General features: G+C 72.4%; 12 protein-coding genes. 9 read left to right on the plus strand and 3 right to left on the minus strand.

Annotation, left to right across the window (positions count from 1 at the left end):
• Positions 1-97 precede the first annotated feature (97 nt).
• The 6 genes from F4562_RS09435 to F4562_RS09460 all read left to right on the plus strand — a co-directional run bounded on the left by F4562_RS09435 (position 98) and on the right by F4562_RS09460 (position 10,690).
• Positions 98-3,331 carry an AfsR/SARP family transcriptional regulator gene (locus F4562_RS09435; RefSeq protein WP_184542669.1) on the plus strand — a complete coding sequence of 1,078 codons (3,234 nt, stop codon included), beginning with the start codon at positions 98-100 and terminating at the stop codon, positions 3,329-3,331.
• A gap of 141 nt (positions 3,332-3,472) precedes the next feature.
• The gene (locus tag F4562_RS09440) at positions 3,473-4,675 is read left to right on the plus strand and encodes an FAD-dependent monooxygenase (RefSeq protein ID WP_184542671.1); all 1,203 of its coding nucleotides are present in this window, start codon (positions 3,473-3,475) and stop codon (positions 4,673-4,675) included.
• A 424-nt stretch (positions 4,676-5,099) separates the two neighbouring features.
• Positions 5,100-5,630 carry a hypothetical protein gene (locus F4562_RS09445; RefSeq protein WP_184542673.1) on the plus strand — a complete coding sequence of 177 codons (531 nt, stop codon included), beginning with the start codon at positions 5,100-5,102 and terminating at the stop codon, positions 5,628-5,630.
• Positions 5,631-5,821: 191 nt separating this feature from the next.
• Positions 5,822-7,117 (plus strand): DUF2252 domain-containing protein, encoded by a 1,296-nt coding sequence (locus tag F4562_RS09450; protein ID WP_184542675.1) that lies wholly within the window; start codon positions 5,822-5,824, stop codon positions 7,115-7,117.
• A 162-nt stretch (positions 7,118-7,279) separates the two neighbouring features.
• Positions 7,280-8,041 carry an SDR family oxidoreductase gene (locus tag F4562_RS09455; protein WP_246473395.1) on the plus strand — a complete coding sequence of 254 codons (762 nt, stop codon included), beginning with the start codon at positions 7,280-7,282 and terminating at the stop codon, positions 8,039-8,041.
• Between the two features lie 126 nt (positions 8,042-8,167).
• Positions 8,168-10,690 carry a M14 family zinc carboxypeptidase gene (locus F4562_RS09460; protein ID WP_184542679.1) on the plus strand — a complete coding sequence of 841 codons (2,523 nt, stop codon included), beginning with the start codon at positions 8,168-8,170 and terminating at the stop codon, positions 10,688-10,690.
• A 160-nt stretch (positions 10,691-10,850) separates the two neighbouring features.
• Here F4562_RS09460 and F4562_RS09465 read toward each other — a convergent pair whose 3' ends face one another.
• Positions 10,851-11,684 (minus strand): ATP-grasp domain-containing protein, encoded by an 834-nt coding sequence (locus F4562_RS09465; protein ID WP_184542681.1) that lies wholly within the window; start codon positions 11,682-11,684, stop codon positions 10,851-10,853.
• 180 nt (positions 11,685-11,864) lie between these two features.
• Between F4562_RS09465 and F4562_RS09470 the strand changes: the two genes are divergently transcribed.
• A complete protein-coding gene (locus tag F4562_RS09470; protein WP_184542683.1) occupies positions 11,865-12,902 on the plus strand; it encodes an AraC family transcriptional regulator in 1,038 nt (345 codons plus the stop codon).
• Positions 12,903-12,905: 3 nt separating this feature from the next.
• Here the strand turns inward: F4562_RS09470 and F4562_RS09475 are convergent, their stop codons facing one another.
• Together F4562_RS09475 and F4562_RS09480 are read right to left on the minus strand one after the other, a co-directional pair.
• A complete protein-coding gene (locus tag F4562_RS09475; protein WP_184542685.1) occupies positions 12,906-14,018 on the minus strand; it encodes a saccharopine dehydrogenase family protein in 1,113 nt (370 codons plus the stop codon).
• Between the two features lie 157 nt (positions 14,019-14,175).
• Positions 14,176-15,768 (minus strand): glycoside hydrolase family 3 protein, encoded by a 1,593-nt coding sequence (locus F4562_RS09480; protein ID WP_184542687.1) that lies wholly within the window; start codon positions 15,766-15,768, stop codon positions 14,176-14,178.
• A 391-nt stretch (positions 15,769-16,159) separates the two neighbouring features.
• On the opposite strand from F4562_RS09480, the gene F4562_RS09485 reads away from it, so the two are divergent.
• A complete protein-coding gene (locus F4562_RS09485; protein ID WP_184542689.1) occupies positions 16,160-16,846 on the plus strand; it encodes a TetR/AcrR family transcriptional regulator in 687 nt (228 codons plus the stop codon).
• 87 nt (positions 16,847-16,933) lie between these two features.
• A complete protein-coding gene (locus tag F4562_RS09490; RefSeq protein WP_184542691.1) occupies positions 16,934-17,617 on the plus strand; it encodes a DNA alkylation repair protein in 684 nt (227 codons plus the stop codon).
• Positions 17,618-17,697 lie beyond the last annotated feature (80 nt).

The following is a 17,697-nucleotide window of genomic DNA, read 5'->3' on the forward strand; positions in this document are numbered from 1 at the left end:
CGGATCCGGGCCGTCGTCCAGCGGGGTGCCCGGAGCGCGGCAGCACGAATCCAGCCGACATACCGGAGACGCAGGGATACCGGGGACAATCAGCCCCATGCGGTTCGGGATTCTGGGCACCACGAAGGCATGGCGCGGCGACGCAAGCGAGGTGCCTCTCGGAGGCCCGGCCCGGCGCGCGCTGCTGACCCTGCTGCTCGCCCGCGCCGGCGAGACGGTGACGGCCGACGGCCTGGTCGACGACCTGTACGGTGCGGGGTCATCGGACGGGGCCGCGCACGCCCTGCGTTCGCAGGTGTCCCGGCTCCGCCGGGCCCTGGGGCCGGAGGTCACGATCGAGGCCGTCCCGGCGGGCTACCGGATCGCGGCCGATCCCGACGACGTCGACGCCCACCGTTTCGAACGACTGGCGGACGAGGGGCGGCTGGCCCTGCGGGACGGGGACGCCGCGCGGGCGGCCTCGCTCCTGCGCCAGGCCCTCGGCCTGTGGCGGGGGTCCGCGCTCGCCGACGCCGCGGACGCCGGATCCGTCCGGGGGCGGATCATCCGGCTGGAGGAGCGAAGGCTCGGTGCCGTGGAGGACCGGATCGAAGCCGACCTCCGGCGGGGCGAACATCCGGCCGTCGTCCCCGAGCTGCGGGAGCTGGTCGCCCGCCACCCCCTCCGGGAGAGGCTTCACGGCCTGTTGATGCGCGCTCTGCAGGCGGCCGGCCTGCGGGCTGAGGCACTGGCCGCGTTCGAGGAGACACGCCGGCTCCTGGCCGCGGAGCTCGGGACGGATCCCTCCGCCGAGCTCGCGGCCATACACCGGGGCCTGCTCCGGGGTGAGCGGCCGTTCGAGCCGCCCAGGCCGCCCGCACAGCTGACGAGCTTCGTAGGCCGCGCGCAGGACATGGCCCGGGTCTCCGAGCTGCTCGGGACCTCGCGGCTGGTCACCCTGCTCGGTCCCGGAGGCGCGGGCAAGACCCGGCTGGCGATCGAGGTCGCGGCTCGCCGCTCCGGTGTCTGCTTCGTCGAGCTGGCGGCGTTGCGCGACGGACGGCAGCTACCGCAGACCCTGCTGGGGTCGCTCGGAATCCGAGAGGGAGGGCTGCTCACCACGCCGCCCGCCGCACCGGGCGAGACGCCGTCCGTGGCACGCCTGATCGCCGCACTGGCCGAGCGTCCACCGCTGCTGCTCGTCCTGGACAACTGCGAGCATGTCGTCGATGCCACGGCGACCCTGGCGGAGGAACTGCTCGCCGGCTGCCCGCGGCTGCGCATCCTGGTGACGAGCCGGGAACCACTCGGCATCACCGGGGAGCACCTGTGGCCGGTCCGGCCTCTCACGCCCTCGCACGCCGCGCGCCTGTTCGCCGACCGGGCCTCGGCCGTGCGAGCGGGCTTCACCATGGACGACCCCGGTGCGGGCACGGGCGTCGGCACGGGCCCCGGCACCGATGCCGAGGCCGTGCGGCGGATCTGCCACGCCCTCGACGGTCTGCCGCTGGCCATCGAACTGGCCGCGGCGCGGATGCGCACGTACGACGCGCCGGAACTCGCCGCCCGCCTGGACGACCGCTTCCGCCTGTTGTCACGCGGCAGCCGTACGGCCGATCCCAGGCACCGGACGCTGCGCGCGGTCGTGGCGTGGAGCTGGGATCTGCTGTCCGGGGCCGAGCAGGTGATGGCCAGGCGCCTGGCGGTCTTCTCCGGCGGCGCGACCGCCGAGGCCGCGAGGCGCGTCTGCGGTGTCGCCGAGGCCGAGGAACTGCTGGAGTCGCTCGCCGACAAGTCGCTGCTGGAGGTCTCGGGCAGGCGCTACCGAATGCTCGACACGATCCGCGCCTACTGCGCCGAACAACTGGACGCGGCCGGGGAGACCCGGGCGATGCGGCACGCGCACGCCGGGCACTTCCTACGCCTGGCGCAAACCGCCGACCCCCTCCTGCGCCGCGCCGGGCAGCTGGAGTGGCTGGAGACCCTCACCGCGGAGCACGACAACCTCCACACCGCCCTGCGCTGGGCCGTCGAGGCCGAGGAGACCGCGCTCGCGCTCGAACTGCTCGCCTCACTGTCGTCGTACCTGTGGATGCGCGGCATGCGCACCTCGGTGACGGCACAGGCGGCCGGACTGCTGGAGGCGATCGGTGACGGCCCGCCGCGGGAGCTCCAGGACGAGTACGTGCTCTGCGTGCTGGCGACGGCGGCCGGCGAGGCGGGACGGGACGCCTGGGAACGTCACCGGGCGACGGCCGAGTCGATCATCACCGGGCCCGGCGGGCCGCACCGTCATCCGATGATCACTTTCCTCTGGCCGATGATCAACTCCAGCGCGGAGGACCCGCACGTCACGCTCTCGGTGCTGGCCCGCGGACAGGCCGGATCCGACCCGTGGGAGAGGGCCGTCGTCCACCTGATGTGGGGGTATCCGCAGCTCGCCCACGGAGACCTCGCGTGGGCCGAGCACGAGTTCACCTCGGCCGTCGACGCCTTCCGGTCCCTGGGCGACCGGTGGGGGACGGCACTGGCCCTGGACGCGCTGGCAGGGCTGGCGAACCTGCGCGGCGACCATCGCAGGGCGATCGCCCTGACCGGCGAGGCGATCGCCCTCGCCGAGCGGCTCGGCGCGATCGAGGACGTCTCCGACCTGCTCTGCGGCCGGGGGGACCACCGCGTCCGCGCCGCGCTCGCCGGAGGCGGGCCGGCGGGCACCGGTCTCGTGGAGGCACGCGCCGACTACGAGAGGGCCGCGAAGATCGCCCGGCGCGCGGGCGCCCCCACGTGTCTCGCCGGGGCGCTGCGCGGCCTCGGTGATCTCGCACGGCTGGCGGGTGACCTCGCCGGGGCCCGCCGACTGTACGAACAGGCACTCGACCGGCTCGAAAAACACTGGATCAGGAGCGCGGAGCACTGGGCGGGCGCGCTCTGCGGGCTGGGCATGGTCACCGAGGCATCGGGCGACCTCCCCGGCGCCCGGGCCCTGCACCACCGGGCCGCGGAGGTCATGGCACGGATGGGACTGATCGCCGAAAACGCCCGGGTGGCGGGGGCGCTGGCGGGGATCGCACTGCGGGAGGGTGACGCCCGGACGGCGGCCCGGCTGCTCGGCGCGGCCGGCACCCTGCGCGGAGTCCACGTCGAGGACGACCCCGCGGTCTCCAGGACGGCGGCCGGCGCGCGGGCGGCTCTGGGCGACGCCGGGTACGAGGCCGCCCACCGCGAAGGCGCGCGGCTGTCCCGGCAGGACGCGCTCCGGCTGACCGGTGTGCCCGAGTCCGTCATCCGGATGTCGCCGATCAACTCCGTCACCGGCCGTGAGCTGGCCGCCCGCCGGACCGTCCGCGGCTGAGCCGCACCCGCCGGGCGGTGGCGCCGTCACCGGCTCCCGCCCCCTCGTGCCCGCGCCGCGTCCGGACCGCCCGCGCCGCGGTGGACGACCGGTGAGGTTCCGGTGAGCGACCGGTGATAACCGCCGGACAGCCTTGCGGGCATGGACATCACACGACCGCTCAAGAACAAGAACATCCTGATCTCCGGGGCGGGGGTCGCCGGTCCGGCGCTGGCCTACTGGCTGCACCGCCACGGCTTCGCCCCGACGGTGCTGGAACGGGCAGCCGCGCTCCGCGACGGCGGCTACGCCGTCGACTTCCGGGGCGAGGCGCACCTCACCGTGCTCGACCGGATGGGGGTTCTGGCCGACGTCCGACGTGAGCAGACGCACATGGGCGTCATGTGGTACGTCGACGGCACGGGCAGGAGGATCGCGAGCATGCCCGCCGACGTCTACAGCGGCGACCTTGAGATCCTCCGCGGTGACCTGGTCCGGATCCTCCACGCGAAGACCGCGGACCGCGTGGAGTACGTCTTCGACGACTCCATCACCTCCATCGCCGAGGAGGAGGACGGCGTCCGGGTCACCTTCGAGCGGAGCGCACCGCGCAGGTTCGACCTGGTCGTGGGGGCCGACGGAGTGCACTCCAACGTCCGGGCACTGGCGTTCGGGCCGGAGCGGCGGTTCCTGCGGGAGATGGGCCTGCACTGTGCGATCTTCACCACCCCCAACCTTCTCGGCCTCGACCGCACCGGGCACATCCACAACACACCGGGCAGGGCCGTCGCCGTCTACAGCGCCCGGCGGAACACCGAGGCCCGGGCGATGTTCTACTTCACCTCCCCTGTGCCGGACCACGACCGCCATGACACCGGCCTGCAGAGGAAGATCCTCGCCGAAGCGTTCGCCGGTGCCGGCTGGGAGACCTCCCGCCTGCTGGAGGCGATGTGGGAGGCGCCGGACTTCTACTTCGACTCGATCGGCCAAGTCCACGTGGACGGCTGGTCAAGGGGTCGGACGGTGCTGCTCGGCGACGCCGCCTGCTGCGCCTCGCCGCTGTCGGGCATGGGCACCGGCCTGGCCATGGTCGGGGCCTATGTGCTGGCCGGTGAGCTGGCGGCCGCCGCCGGCGACCACCGCGTGGGTTTCGCGCGCTATGAGGAGGCCATGCGCGGCTACGCCAGGGGGTGCCAGCGGTCGGCCGACGGGGTGGGTGCGTGGATGGTGCCCGGCAACCGGTTCATGACGTGGTTCGTGCACCGGAGCCATCGGCTGCTGCCGTACATGCCGGGGAAGGGGTTGATCGCCAGGAACATCCGGAAGACGGCGAACGCCATCACCCTGAAGGACTACGGGCTCTGACCTGGAAACCGGTCGGCCGGGGCGTGGAGCCGAGGCGGCCGGAAAGGATTCCCCCACCAAACCGCCCGTCCCGTGACGGGCACGGATTCCCACCCGGAATTTCAACGCCGAGCACATGGCGAGATCTCCCTTTCGAACACCCGGGCAGGGAAGCGCCACACCTCCGCATCCCGCTTCCCGCCCGGCCGGAGAACCCATCCCACCTGCCCGAATATCGCCTTGAATTACTCTAAAGCAGCCCGAATAATACAAGGTGAGGAAAGATTATAATTAAACGGGCGGCTTTTAGGTTGATGTGACATCTGTTTGCCATCATCGAATATTCGCCCAGGTGTCCCGGTTTCACGGTGCGGGCATCTCTGAATCGCATCGCTCGCAATGCGGTGACCGGAAAGTTCAATTCCTCATCTTGGAGGGAAATCAATTGATTTCTCGTAAGAGCAGCGCGACGTCCGGCCGTACCGCCCGCCGTCTGCTTACCTGGGCCGTCGCGGCGACGGTGGCGGCCTGCGGACCCGTGGCACTGGTGGGCTCGACCGCCGCGAACGCCGCCGTCGGCCACCGGGTGACCGTGGACGACCCGGAGAACCACTACGAGAACCCGCACACGTGGCTCGACTCGACCCCCGTGCTGACCTCCGTCTACCCGCCCGCGTTCCATGTCTTCCAGGTGTCGGCCAAGGACGGCGTCCCCTGGATCAGGGACCCGCGCACGACCGAGAACTCGGGATGGCACAACCTCCGGAGGATCAAGAACAGCGAGGGGGGTTACGTCACCAACATCACCATCGCCCAGGAGGTCGAGAAGCTTCTCAACGACAAGAAGGCCGTGGTGAGGATCACCGCACGGGTGGCGGGGGGCAGGATCTACTCCACCCTGTGCGACGTCACCAAGAAGCTTCCGCCGGTGGGTTACCTGCCGTGCGAGGACTGGGCCGCGATCTCCAAGCCCTGACGACCGCGTCGGCGAAGTGACGATCAGGGCGGACGTCCCCGGGTGCCGGATCTCACCCGTGGGCCGCCCGCCCTGTTCGACTCCGTGACGCCCGCCCTGATCGACGCCCGGCCGGCCGGTCTCCACGTGTCCGCGATCCGTAACCCCCGTCAACTGGTGCCGTTCCGGTATTACCCCCTAACGTGCGCACCATGACCATCGATGGGCGCTCAGCGCACATTCTCGACATCCTGATCACCGAGTTCGGCGACTCCATGCGGCGCGACCCCGCCGCCTTCCGGCGCAAGTTCCGGAAGATGGCCGCCTCCCCCTTCGCCTTCTACCGCGGCAGCGCCTGCCTGTTCTACTCCGACATGACCGGCGCGTTCGCCGACGACGCCTTCCTGGACGACCGGACCAGTCGGGTGTGGATACACGGTGACCTGCACGCCGAGAACTTCGGCACCTACATGAACGCCTCGGGTGTCCTGGTGTTCAACGTCAACGACTTCGACGAGGCGTACGTCGGCCCCTACATCTGGGATCTCAAGCGGTTCGCGGCCAGCGTCGCGCTCATCGGGTACGCCAAGGCGCTGTCGGACGAGGTCATCACCGGCCTGGTGACCGAGTTCGCCCGCTGCTACCTCGCCGAACTGACCGGCATCTCCCACGGCGGGGACGACGCGATCGGCTCGCTGACCCTGGAGACGACGACCGGGGTGCTCCACCGGGTGCTCCAGCTGGCCCGGTTGAACACGCGGGTCGCGCTGCTGGACGTGGAGACCACGGTGGAGAACTTCGACCGCCGCTTCGCCCTGATGGAGGGCCGCTACCCCATCGACGAGGAGACCCGCAAGGCCGTCGAGGCCGCGTTCGCCGACTACCTGACGACCCTGCCCGCGGTCTCGCCGGTCGAGCACCGCATCAAGGACTTCGCGCTCCGTACCGGCGTCGGCATCGGCTCGGCCGGGCTGCCGTCGTACAACATGCTGCTGGAGGGCCACACGCAGGCCCTGGAGAACGACGTCATCCTCTACATGAAGCAGGCCCAGGTGCCCGCGGTGGCGCGGTACATCACCGACGACAAGGTGCGCGCCTACTTCAAGCACCAGGGGCACCGCACCGCGGAGTCGCAGCGGGCACTGCAGGCGTACGCCGACCCCTGGCTCGGTTACACGACGCTCAACGGCGTGGGGCAGCTGGTCGCCGAGGTCTCCCCCTACTCCGCGGACCTCGACTGGGGCGACGTCAACGAGCCGGACGAGCTGGCCTCGGTCATCCGCGACCTGGGCCGCGCCGTGGCCCGCATGCACTCGGTGGCCGACGACGAATCGAGCCATGACCTGGTCGACTTCTCCACCGAGGACGCGATCGTGGCGGTGATCGACGGTGACGCCGACGGTTTCGTCCGGACGCTCGTCGACTTCGCCCACGCCTACGGCGCCCGGGCCCGTGCCGACCACGGCCTCTTCGTCGACCTGTTCCGCAACGGCCGCCTGCCCCTCTGATCACATCCACCCCGGGGGAGACCGTGACACGGTGAGGAGCGCCTCCGGCTCGCGACCTCCGGCCCGCCTCCCCTCTCTCACCGCCCGGGCCGTGGGACGCACGGGGCGGGACCGACCAGTCGGTATGGACGAGGACCGTCAGGGTGCGGCATGCTACAGAACATGACTCTGTTCTCGGTGGAAGGCAAGACCGTCGTCGTCACGGGCGGCTCCCGGGGGATCGGCCGGATGATCGCGGCCGGGTTCGTCGACGCGGGCGCCACGGTGTACATCTCCTCTCGCAAGGCGGACGAGGTCGCCAAGACCGCCGCCGAGCTCGGATGCACCGCCGTACCGGCCGACCTGTCCACCGGCGAGGGCGTGTCCGCGCTGGTCGAGGCGGTCTCCGCGCGCGAGTCCCGGCTGGACGTGCTGGTCAACAACGCCGGGGCAACCTGGGGGGCACCGCTTGAGGAGTTCCCCGAGCACGCCTTCGACAAGCTCTGGGGGATCAACGTCAAGGGCGTCTTCTACCTGACCCAGCGTTTCCTGCCCCTGCTCCGCGCCGCCGCGAGCCCCGAGTCTCCGGCCAGGGTGATCAACATCGGGTCCGTGGACGGCATCCGGGTGCCGGCGATGGAGAACTACGCCTACTCGGCGGCCAAGGCGGCCGTGCACATGCTCACCCGTCACCTGGCCCAGCGGCTCGCCAAGGAGTCGATCACGGTCAACGCCATCGCGCCGGGGCCGTTCCCGTCGAAGATGATGGCCTTCGCCCTCGACGACCCGTCGGCGCGCGCGGTGGTCGCCTCCCACGTGCCGCTGGGCAGGATCGGCAGCCCCGAGGACATGGCGGGGACCGCCATCTTCCTGGCGTCACGGGCCGGCGCCTACCTGACCGGGACGGTCATCCCGGTGGACGGCGGCATCACCGCCCAGAGCTGAGCCGTCTCCGCGCTGAGCCGTCTCCGCCGCGCCGGGAGTCCCCTTCCGTAGCCGGGAGTCCCCTTCCGTAAAGGAAGGGGAAAATTAAATCTTGATGTCATTTGCGGCAGATGACAGCTTTACCTCATGCTGAAGCGTTTCAGGGTCGTGGCGCCGGCCGTCCTGGCCGTCGCCGTCGCCCTTCCCGCCGGGGTCGCGCACGCGGTTCCCACCCCGGTCGCACCCCCCGCAGGCGCCTGTGACCCCACCGGGACTCCCCCCGCCCACCACGGCGGGGTGCCCACCCCCAAGAGCGTTCTCGGCTTCGACCTCGGCGAGCGCGAGGTGACCGCCGCCGAGTCCGACACCCTGCTGACCGCGATCGACCGGGCCAGCGACCGGGTCGTCTCCGGCACCCTGGCCACGAGCGCCGAGGGACGGCCGCTGAAGTACGCGATCGTCGGCACCCCGCGCAACATCCGCAACCTGCGCGCGATCGAGACCTCGATCAAGCTGCTGCGCAACCCGCTCACCCCGGCCCCCGCCGCCAGAGCCCTGGCCAGGACGACGCCCGCGATCCTCTGGGTCGCCGGGAACGTCCACGGCGGTGAGGAGAGCGGCACCGACGCGGCGCTGAAGACCCTCTACGAGCTGGCCGGGCGTGACGACTGCGCCGCCGGCCGGATCCTCGGCAACGCCGTGGTGGTGATCCTGCCGACGCAGAACCCCGACGGCCGCGAGGCCGACACCCGGCGCAACGCCTACGCCTTCGACATGAACCGCGACTGGTTCGCCCGCACCCAGCCGGAGACCGACGGCAAGATCGAGCTGATGCGCAGGTATCCGCCGCAGCTCTTCATCGACGCCCACGAGATGGGCGGCACCGAGTACTTCTTCCCGCCGAACGCCGACCCGATCTACCACGACATCGCCGAACCGGCGGTCGACTGGATCAACGACACCTACGGCTCCGCGATGATCGGGGAGTTCACCCGGCGCGGCATCCCGTTCTTCAACCGCGACGTCTACGACATGTTCTACATGGGGTACGGCGACACGGTCCCCACGGCCGGCTTCAACGCGGCGGGCATGACCTTCGAGAAGGGCAACGCCTCGCCGATCGCCGCCCGGACCTTCGAGCAGTGGCTCACCCAGTGGGTCTCGCTCTCGGCCGCCGCCGCCAGGAAGACCGAGATCCTCACCACCTGGCACGGCATGTACGCCGAAGCGTTCAGACAGGGCATCGAGGGCCGCCTGGAGCCGAACAAGGTCTACAACCCGGGCAACGAGGTCATCACCCAGGTGCCCGGCCGCCCGGTGCGCCACTATTTCCTGCGGGCCGACGACCCGGCCAAGAAGGCCGAGACCGACCTGGTGGTGCGACGCCTGCAACGCATGGACGTCCAGGTCTTCACGCTGACGAAACCGCTGACGGTGCGGGACTTCAAGCCGTACGGCAGGCCGGAGGCGAAGACCACCCTGCCCAGGGGCACCTACTGGATCCCGCTGGCCCAGGGGCAGAAGCACTGGGTGCAGGCCATGCTGAACGAGGACACCTACACGCCGTTCCCCTACTTCTACGACGTGACCGCCTGGAGCCTGCCGTTGCTGGGCAACGTCTCCGGCGGCTCCTCCGGCCGGGTGCTGCTGCCCGCCGCGACCCCGGTCAAACCGGTGGACGCCCCCTCGGCCCGCCTGTCCACCTCGCGCGTGATCGGCGTCCTGCAGATGGCGGGCCCGGAGCGGAACGCCAACGAGTCCACCGGCTGGCTCCGGCACCGCCTGGACCGCGACTGGAGGCTGCCCTACCGGGTGCTCACCCCGGCCGACGTCGCCGCGGGGAAGCTGGCCGGGCTGGACGTGCTGCTCGTGCCGGACGGTCCGGCCACGGCGGCGGACGCCGGCCTCGGCGAGGCGGGCCGCGCCGCGCTGCGCGGCTGGGTCGGCGGCGGCGGGCGTTACGTCGGCTGGGCGGGCGGCGCCCGGCTGGCCGCGCTCGCCGGGATCTCCGGTGTGACACTCGCCGAACCGGTCTCGGACGTGCCCGGCTCGCTGTTCCGCGTGACCGTGGACGAAGGGCCGCTGGGTGCGGGCGTCGGGCCGGACGTGATGCAGTTCTATGCCTACGACCTGGTGATGCGGGCCGCGGACCCGTCGCACGTGGTGGCCGCCTACCCGGCGGCGGACTCGCCGGACTGGTTCCTGTCCGGGTTCGCGCTGGGTGCCGAGGAACTCGGCGGGACGGCGGCGGTGGTGGATGAGCCGGTGGGCGCCGGTCACACGGTGCTGTTCGCCGCCGAGCCGAACTTCCGGGCCTTCACCGACGGCACCGCGAAGATCCTCGCCAACGCGATCACCGCCGACCTGCCCTCCGCTCGTGCGCGGGCCGCCACCCCGGCTCCCGGGGCGGCCCGCGCGGCGGCGGCCGTCCCGGACCGGGAGGCACCGATCCGGGTCACGGTCGCGGCCGTCGAGCGCGACCGGGCCGCCGCGGTGCTGAACGGCTTCGGCGCCACCTGGACCGAGCAGGGCGCCACCGGTGGCGCGGTCCGCTTCGTCGTGGCCAACCCCGGCGGCCTCGACCCGCACGAACATCCCTGGGCCGCGAAGCTGCCGGGTGCGCTCCGCACCGCCGGGGTCTCCCCGCTCGCGGTGGTGCTGCCCCGCTGAGCCCGGACCCGCGCGGCGCGCACCCCCGCCGGGTGCGCGCCGCCCCGGGCGATCCGCCCCTGAAGTGGTCCGCTCGCGGGGCGGTGCGCTCGCGGGTATCCGCTCGCGGTCCGTTCCTGGGGCGGTCCGTTCCTGGGGCGGTCCGCTCGCGGAGCACCGGTCAGAGCGCCTCGGCCAGCGCGCGGGCCAGGGCGGTCGCCGCGCCGGGCGCGTAGCGCAGGAACAGGTAGGGCTCGGTCAGTTCCAGCTCGATGAGGGCCGGGCTGCCGTCGGCGAGGCGGACCAGGTCGACGCGGGCGTACAGCACGCCGGGGAACTCGGCGAGCGCCCGCTCGGCCAGGGCGACCTGGTCGGCGTCCGGGGTGCGGAGCGTGCCCCGGCCGTTCTCCCAGTCCGGCGCCGCGGCGGCGCCGGCCAGCATCGGGTGGCGCCGCACGGCGTGGCTGAACCGGCCGCCGAAGTAGATCAGGGAGGTCTCCCCCTCGATCTCGACCATGTCCAGGTAGGGCTGGACCATCGCGGTGCGGCCCTCCGCGGCCAGTCGCGCCGCGTGCGCCAGGGCCTCGTCCCGGTCGGCGGTCCTGATCGTGTCGCGCGCTCCCGCGGACACCGACGGCTTGACCACGTACTCGTCGAGGGACGGGACGTCCGCGGCCTCGCCGGGGGCGACCCAGAAGGTGGGGATGGACGGCACCGGCAGATCGCGCAGGTAGGTCTTGTCGGTGTTGCGCTCCAGCACGCCGGCCGGGTTGAGCAGCCGGGTGACGGCCTCCACCTCGCGGGCCCAGGTCAGGAACTCCGCCCGCCGCGTCACGTAGTCCCACGGTGTGCGGACCACGACGGCGTCGAAGGCCGCCCAGTCGACCGCCGGGTCGTCCCAGCGCGTGATGTGCCCGGTGATCCCGGCTTCGGCCCAGGCCGCGACGGCGAGTTCCTTCTCGTCGTCGAAGCCCTTCGGGTCGGCGGCCGTCACATATGCGGCAGAGATCGCCACGAGAATCCCCCAGGTAAGTACCGATGTGCTATCGGGCACCTTACCCATGGGCTTCCGCGGACGCTCACCCACCTTTCATGACAATAATCGCTGATCATATTAAAGGGCCAGATTTCCGATGGCAGGCTGGTCGGCGGGCCGCCAGGTGACGCGGCCGTTCCGGTCGGGAGAGGGCGAGAGATGGTGCGCTGGAAAGCGGCGGAGCCGGCTACCTGCTGGCCTCAGGGGCTGCTCGGCGTGCTGGAGTATGTCGCCGCCCGGGGCGGCGCGGCCGAGGTCGCCCAGGTGGAGCGCGCGGTCGGGTTCACCCGCGCCACCCTGGCCGCACGCACCGACCGCATCCCGATCGAGACGTACTACGCCGGGGTCGAGGCGGCGGCCCAGGCGCTGCGCGCGCCGCATTTCGGCCTCGACTACATCGACGCCGTGGAGCCCGCGGAGCTGGAGACCGTCGGATTCCTCGCCGCGGCGAGCGAGACCGTCGGCGAGGCGTTCGGCAAGATCATGCGGTTTCACCGGTTCATGACCACTGGTGACGTCTTCACCATGGACCGCGGTCCCACGACGGCCACCTTCACTCTGACCGCCTGGGGTCCGCCGCGGCCGGCGCACGCCCTCGTGACCGAGATGTACGTCGCCGACACCGTCACCCTGATCGAGCGGATGGCCGGCGCTCCGGTGACGGTACGCGGCATGCGGCTACGGCACCGTCCCGCCGATCCGGCGCAGTTCGCCGCCCGGGTGGGGTTCGCCCCCGAGACCTGGGCCGACCGCAACGAATGGACGATCGACGCGGACGCGCTCGACGCGCCGATGCCCCGGCCGGATCGGGCGCTGTCGGAGTTCCTGGAGGGGCTCCTGCTGCCACGGGCCCGGCCGTATCTGGACCCGGCGTCCACGGCGGGGACGGGCGGGCACTCCCCCGGCACCCTCGACCAGGTGCGCGCCGTCATCGAACGGGAGCTGCACGACGGCCCGCCGACCGTCGCGCAGACCGCCCGCGGGCTCGGGTTGTCCCCCCGGACGCTGCAGAGGCGCCTGGCCGACGCCTCGACGACCTACGGCGAACTGCTCGACATGATCCGCCGGGATGTCGCGGCGCGCTGCGCGCGGGCCGGCCGGTCGCTGGAGGAGACGGCCATGCTCTGCGGATACGCCGATCTGTCGTCGTTCCACCGGGCCCGCCGCCGCTGGCGGGCCGGAGGGACCGCCGGCTGACGGTCAGGCCGGTGCCGGCGAGGCCGGTTCGGGCACGGTCGGCCACAGTGCGCTCTCGCCCGCGTGCACCCGCACCGCGCACCCCTCGATCGTGGCCGCGAACTCGGCGCCGAACGCCTCCGAGACGGTGAGCACGCCGGTGCGCCGCACCGTCCCGGCCAGCACCCGCTGGACGGCCGCGACAGCGGCGCGCGCGGTCAGCAGGTAGCCCTCCGGACCGCCGAAGGTGCCGGTGACGTATTCGTCGCCGCGCGCCGCCTGTGCCCAGAACCACGCGCGGCCGGTCCCGATCAGCTCCGCCGACGGGCCGGTCACCGTCTTGGCGACGATCGCGTCCAGCACCCGGGCCACCGGACGGACGCCGAACAGGCGACGCAGCCGCCCGGCCGCCCGCATCCCGCCGATCGCCGAGCGCGGCATGGCCGCGTAGGTCGTCACATCGGGGACGCCGACCGAGAAGGCCGAGGTCACCAGGTCGCCCCAGGGCACGGTGACCGCATGGCGATCGCCGGTGGGGAACGGGATCTCCCGGACCCGCGCCGCGACCGGGATGCTGACCAGCCGTCCGTCGCGGCGGGCCAGGCCGCCCCGTGGGAACGCCTCCACCATCGACCGCGCCGTGCCCCGGCTCGGCTGGAAGTCACCGCCCCAGGCGATGTCGAGGCGCTCGGCCCCGGGCAGCCGTTCGCACACCAGGGCGGCCAGGCAGTCGGAGGGGACGACGTCGAAGCCGACCGCGGGGATCGCCACCCCGCCGGCCGCCGCGACCTCGTCCCGGCGGGCGAAGGTGGCTCCGATCACCTCCACGTCGCCGTTCAGGTCCAGGTACGCGGTGCCGGTGCGCAGGCAGGTGTCGAGCAACGGCGCGGAGGTCGCCGAGAACGGCCCGGCCACGACCAGCAGCACGTCGATGTCGGCCAATGCCGCGTCGGCGGCGGCCGCGTCATCGACCGGGAAGGCCCGCCAGGGAAGGCCCGCCTCGTCCGCCAGGGACCGGACCGCCTCCTGCCGCCGCCCGGCCAGGACGGGAGTCAGTCCCAGCCTCCGCGCCTGCTCGACCACGAGCCGGCCTGTGTATCCGTTGCAGCCGTAGATCATCCACTTTCGTGCGGTCATAGTCGGCAGTCTCGCCGCGCACTCCCCGGAACGCAGTGGCCGCACGCGCCAGGCCGGGTGACATCTCGTGCCGTGCCGCCTTTCCCGGCCGCCGGGGCCGCCTCCCGGCTCCCCGGCCGGGACCGGCCCGGCCCCGGCGTCACGGGGACTTCGCGGGCTATACCTCGGCGGACCGGCGGGACGGCCCGGGACCGGCGTCCCCGGCCCCGGGACCGGCGTCCCCGGCCCCGGGACCGGCGGCCCCGGCGAGGAGCTCCGCGGCGGCCTGACCGCAGACCCGGGCCGAGCCGTGGGTGGCGATGTGCACGGCGCCGAAGTCGGAACGGGCGGGCAGTCCCATCTCGACCACGATCGCGTCGCCCCGGGCGGCCAGGAGATGGGTGAGCGTGTCGATCTGCCAGGCGTGGCGGTGGGCGTCGCGGACGACGACGACCAGAGGACGCCCGGCCGCGGCGGCGAGGGCGGCCTCCGCGGCGGCCCCGGTGGCGGCCGGCGCTCCCAGCCGGGTGACCGTGGTGCCGGGCAGGAGTTTGCCGAGCGGCTCGCCGACGCCCCAGGGCGTGTCCTTCTCGATGGCGAGGTTCGTCTCGGGAGCCAGCTCCACGACGTGGGGCGGGGCGGGCAGCGGGAACGCCGCGACGGCGGAGCGGCGGGTGACCCGCAGGGCCCGCCGGGCGGCGACCAAGCCGATCGACGGCTCACCGGGACCGCCGGGGGCGGCCGTGACGTGCCCGGCGGCCGACCGGCGGGCGGAGGCGCCCCAGAGCGCGAGGTCGCAGACCCGCCGGGCGGCGTCGGCCAGCCGCTCCTCGGGAAGCCGGCCCTCGACGACGGCGTCCACGATGGCGTCGCGGACCGCGTCCGCGGTCTCCTCGTCGGCGTGCTCACCGCCCACACAGACGGCGTCCGCGCCTGCGGCGACGGCCAGCGCCGAGGCGCCGCCGATCCCGTACCTGCCGGAGACGGCCGCCATCTCGATGCCGTCGGTGACGATGACACCCTCGAAGCCCAGTTCGGCGCGGAGCAGGTCGTGCAGGACCCGGCCGCTGAGCGTGGCGGGCAGCACCGGGTCCAGGGCCCGGACGAGCAGGTGGCCGGTCATGACCGAGCGCACCCCTTCGGCGACGGCCGCGCGGAAGGGCCGCAGCGCCACCTCGTGCAGCTCCTCGATGGTCGCGGCCACCAGCGGGACGCTGTGATGGGAATCGACCGAGGTGTCGCCGTGGCCGGGGAAGTGCTTGGCGCAGGCGGCCACGCCCGCGGACTGCATGCCGCGGACCCAGGCCGCGGTGTGCCGGGCGACGAGGCCGGGGTCGGCGCCGAAGGCCCGCAACCCGATCACCGGGTTGCGGGGGTTGGAGTTGACGTCGGCGGAGGGGGCGAAGTTGAGGTTGACGCCCGCCAGCGCCAGGTCACGGCCGAGGCCGGCGGCGATCTCCTCGGTGAGTCCGACGTCGTCGACCACGCCGAGGGCATAGTTGCCCGGCCGGGTGCTGCCGGCCGCCGCCTCAAGGCGGGTGACGTCACCCGACTCCTCGTCGATGCCGACGAGGACCTGCAGGTTCTCCGCCCGGAGCGCGGCGGTCAGCTCGGCGAGCTGGGCAGGGGCTCCGATGTTCCTGGAGAAGAGCACCACCCCGGTCAGCCCCCGGCCCAACCTCCGCAGGACCCAGTCGGGCGGGATTCTGCCCTCGAAGCCCGGAAGGACAACGGTGTCCGCCAGACGGAGCAGCTCCGTGCTGCGCTTCATTCACTCCTCCTCGCCTGAGGGCCGGTCGGCATCCGATGCCGAAGACGCGCAGACACCACGTTGTCCGACGCCGCCGTGGATCGCCCCGCGACGGCTCGACGCAAATCTAATAGGAAAGTTTCCTGTTTGCTAGTGGGCTGACCACGGGCCTTCACCGGCCGGGCCGCCGTCCTCGCGACCGGCGGGTGAAGCGGCCGGGCGGAACCGGCCCGGAGGGCGGGCGGAACCCGCGAGGATGCCGGGCGGAACCGGCCGGGGGAACAGCCGGCGCCGGCGGGGAGCGGCGACGGCGCCGGCCCCCGGCCGGTTCCGGAGACGGTCACGTCCGGAGACGGGATGAGCTGGAGCGTTCAGGTGAACAAGCGATTGCGCAAGGGCCCATAATGGAGGCGTGAACACGCGAAAGAACTCCGGCGGCTCGACCACGACCCCGGTCAAGCGCCAGGGCACGACGAAACGCGCCGCATCCGGCTCCGCCTCGGAGCGCCGTGATCACCTCGTCAAACTCGCCGCCGAGCTCTTCGCCCGCAAAGGCTTCCAGGCGACCACCGTCCGCGAGATCGCGGAGGAGGCGGGCATCCTCTCCGGGAGCCTCTACCACCACTTCGACTCCAAGGAGACGATCGTCGACGAGGTGCTGACCACCTTCCTCGACGACCTCGTCGGCCGCTACCGCGCCGCGCTGGAGCAGGGCGGCGACCCGCGCACGATCCTCTCAGAGATGGTGCGCATCGGTTTCAGCACTCTGGAGCCGCACCGCGCCGCGATCACCGTCATGCAGAACGACTGGAACTACCTGCGCTCCCTCCCCGGGAACCGCTTCGACTACCTGGTCAGGGCGGAGGAGGAGGTCGAGCGGATGTGGGTCGAGCAGATCAAGCGCGGCCAGGCGGCCGGTCAGCTCCGTTCCGACGTCGACCCCAAGCTCACCTACCGCATGATCCGTGACACCATCTGGGTGGCCGTGCGCTGGTTCCGCCCCGGGGGCCGCCTGAACACCGGCGGCCTCGCCGAGCACTACATCACGGTCCTGTTCGACGGCGTGGCCACCGGCGAGCGAAGCAGCCAGCACGGCTGACGCCCGCGGGCGGGCCCCGGCACGGTGAGCGGGGCGGCCGACGAAGGGCGAACCGCCCGCGGAGCGAACGAGGAGTGACAGGCGAGCATGGAGACACTGCGGAAGGCCGTCCGCATGGCGCTCACCGACGTGGCCGACCCCGCGAAGGCGCCGGCGATGCAGGCGTACATGAAGTCGTCCATGCCCTTTCTCGGCGTGCAGGCGGTGCCGCGCCGCGCCGCCCTGCGGCGGGTCTTCGCCGAGCGTCCCTTCGACGACGCCCCCGGCTGGCGCGGGGCGGTGCTGGAGCTGTGGCGGGAGGCCGAGTACCGCGAGGAGCGGTACGCGGCGATCGAGCTGACCGGCTTCCGCCGCTACCGCGGCTTCCAGACCACCGAGACGCTGCCGATGTACGAGGAGATGATCGTCACCGGCGCCTGGTGGGACTATGTCGACGATCTCGCCGTCCACCGGATCGGCGGCCTGCTCGCGGCCTTCCCCGACACGATGCGACCCCTGGTGCTCCGCTGGGCCCACGACGACGACCTCTGGAAGCGCCGCACGGCGATCCTCTGCCAGAACCGGTTCAAGTCGGCCACCGACACCGGCCTCCTCTATGCCTGCATCGCGCCGAGCCTGTCCGACACCCACTTCTTCGCCCGTAAGGCGATCGGCTGGGCGTTGCGCGAGTACGCCAAGACCAACCCCGGCGAGGTCCTCCGTTATGTCGACCACACCGGCATCGCGGGGCTGAGCCGCCGTGAGGCGCTGAAGAACCTCCGGGTCACCTAGCGGACCCGGGTCGTAGCGAGACCCGCCCTCCGGGGCGTCCCCGACCTGCGCTCTTTCCGTTCACCCCACCCTCATCCGTC

The organism is Streptosporangium becharense (assembly GCF_014204985.1).
GTDB classification, from domain to species: Bacteria; Actinomycetota; Actinomycetes; order Streptosporangiales; family Streptosporangiaceae; genus Streptosporangium; species Streptosporangium becharense.

Coding starts and splice junctions, on each gene's coding strand:
- F4562_RS09435 (WP_184542669.1), top strand. CDS start 98: ATGCGGTTCGGGATTCTGGGCACCACGAAGGCATGGCGCGGCGACGCA.
- F4562_RS09440 (WP_184542671.1), top strand. CDS start 3,473: ATGGACATCACACGACCGCTCAAGAACAAGAACATCCTGATCTCCGGG.
- F4562_RS09450 (WP_184542675.1), top strand. CDS start 5,822: ATGACCATCGATGGGCGCTCAGCGCACATTCTCGACATCCTGATCACC.
- F4562_RS09455 (WP_246473395.1), top strand. CDS start 7,280: ATGACTCTGTTCTCGGTGGAAGGCAAGACCGTCGTCGTCACGGGCGGC.
- F4562_RS09460 (WP_184542679.1), top strand. CDS start 8,168: ATGCTGAAGCGTTTCAGGGTCGTGGCGCCGGCCGTCCTGGCCGTCGCC.
- F4562_RS09470 (WP_184542683.1), top strand. CDS start 11,865: ATGGTGCGCTGGAAAGCGGCGGAGCCGGCTACCTGCTGGCCTCAGGGG.
- F4562_RS09475 (WP_184542685.1), bottom strand. CDS start 14,018: ATGACCGCACGAAAGTGGATGATCTACGGCTGCAACGGATACACAGGC.
- F4562_RS09480 (WP_184542687.1), bottom strand. CDS start 15,768: ATGAAGCGCAGCACGGAGCTGCTCCGTCTGGCGGACACCGTTGTCCTT.
- F4562_RS09490 (WP_184542691.1), top strand. CDS start 16,934: ATGGAGACACTGCGGAAGGCCGTCCGCATGGCGCTCACCGACGTGGCC.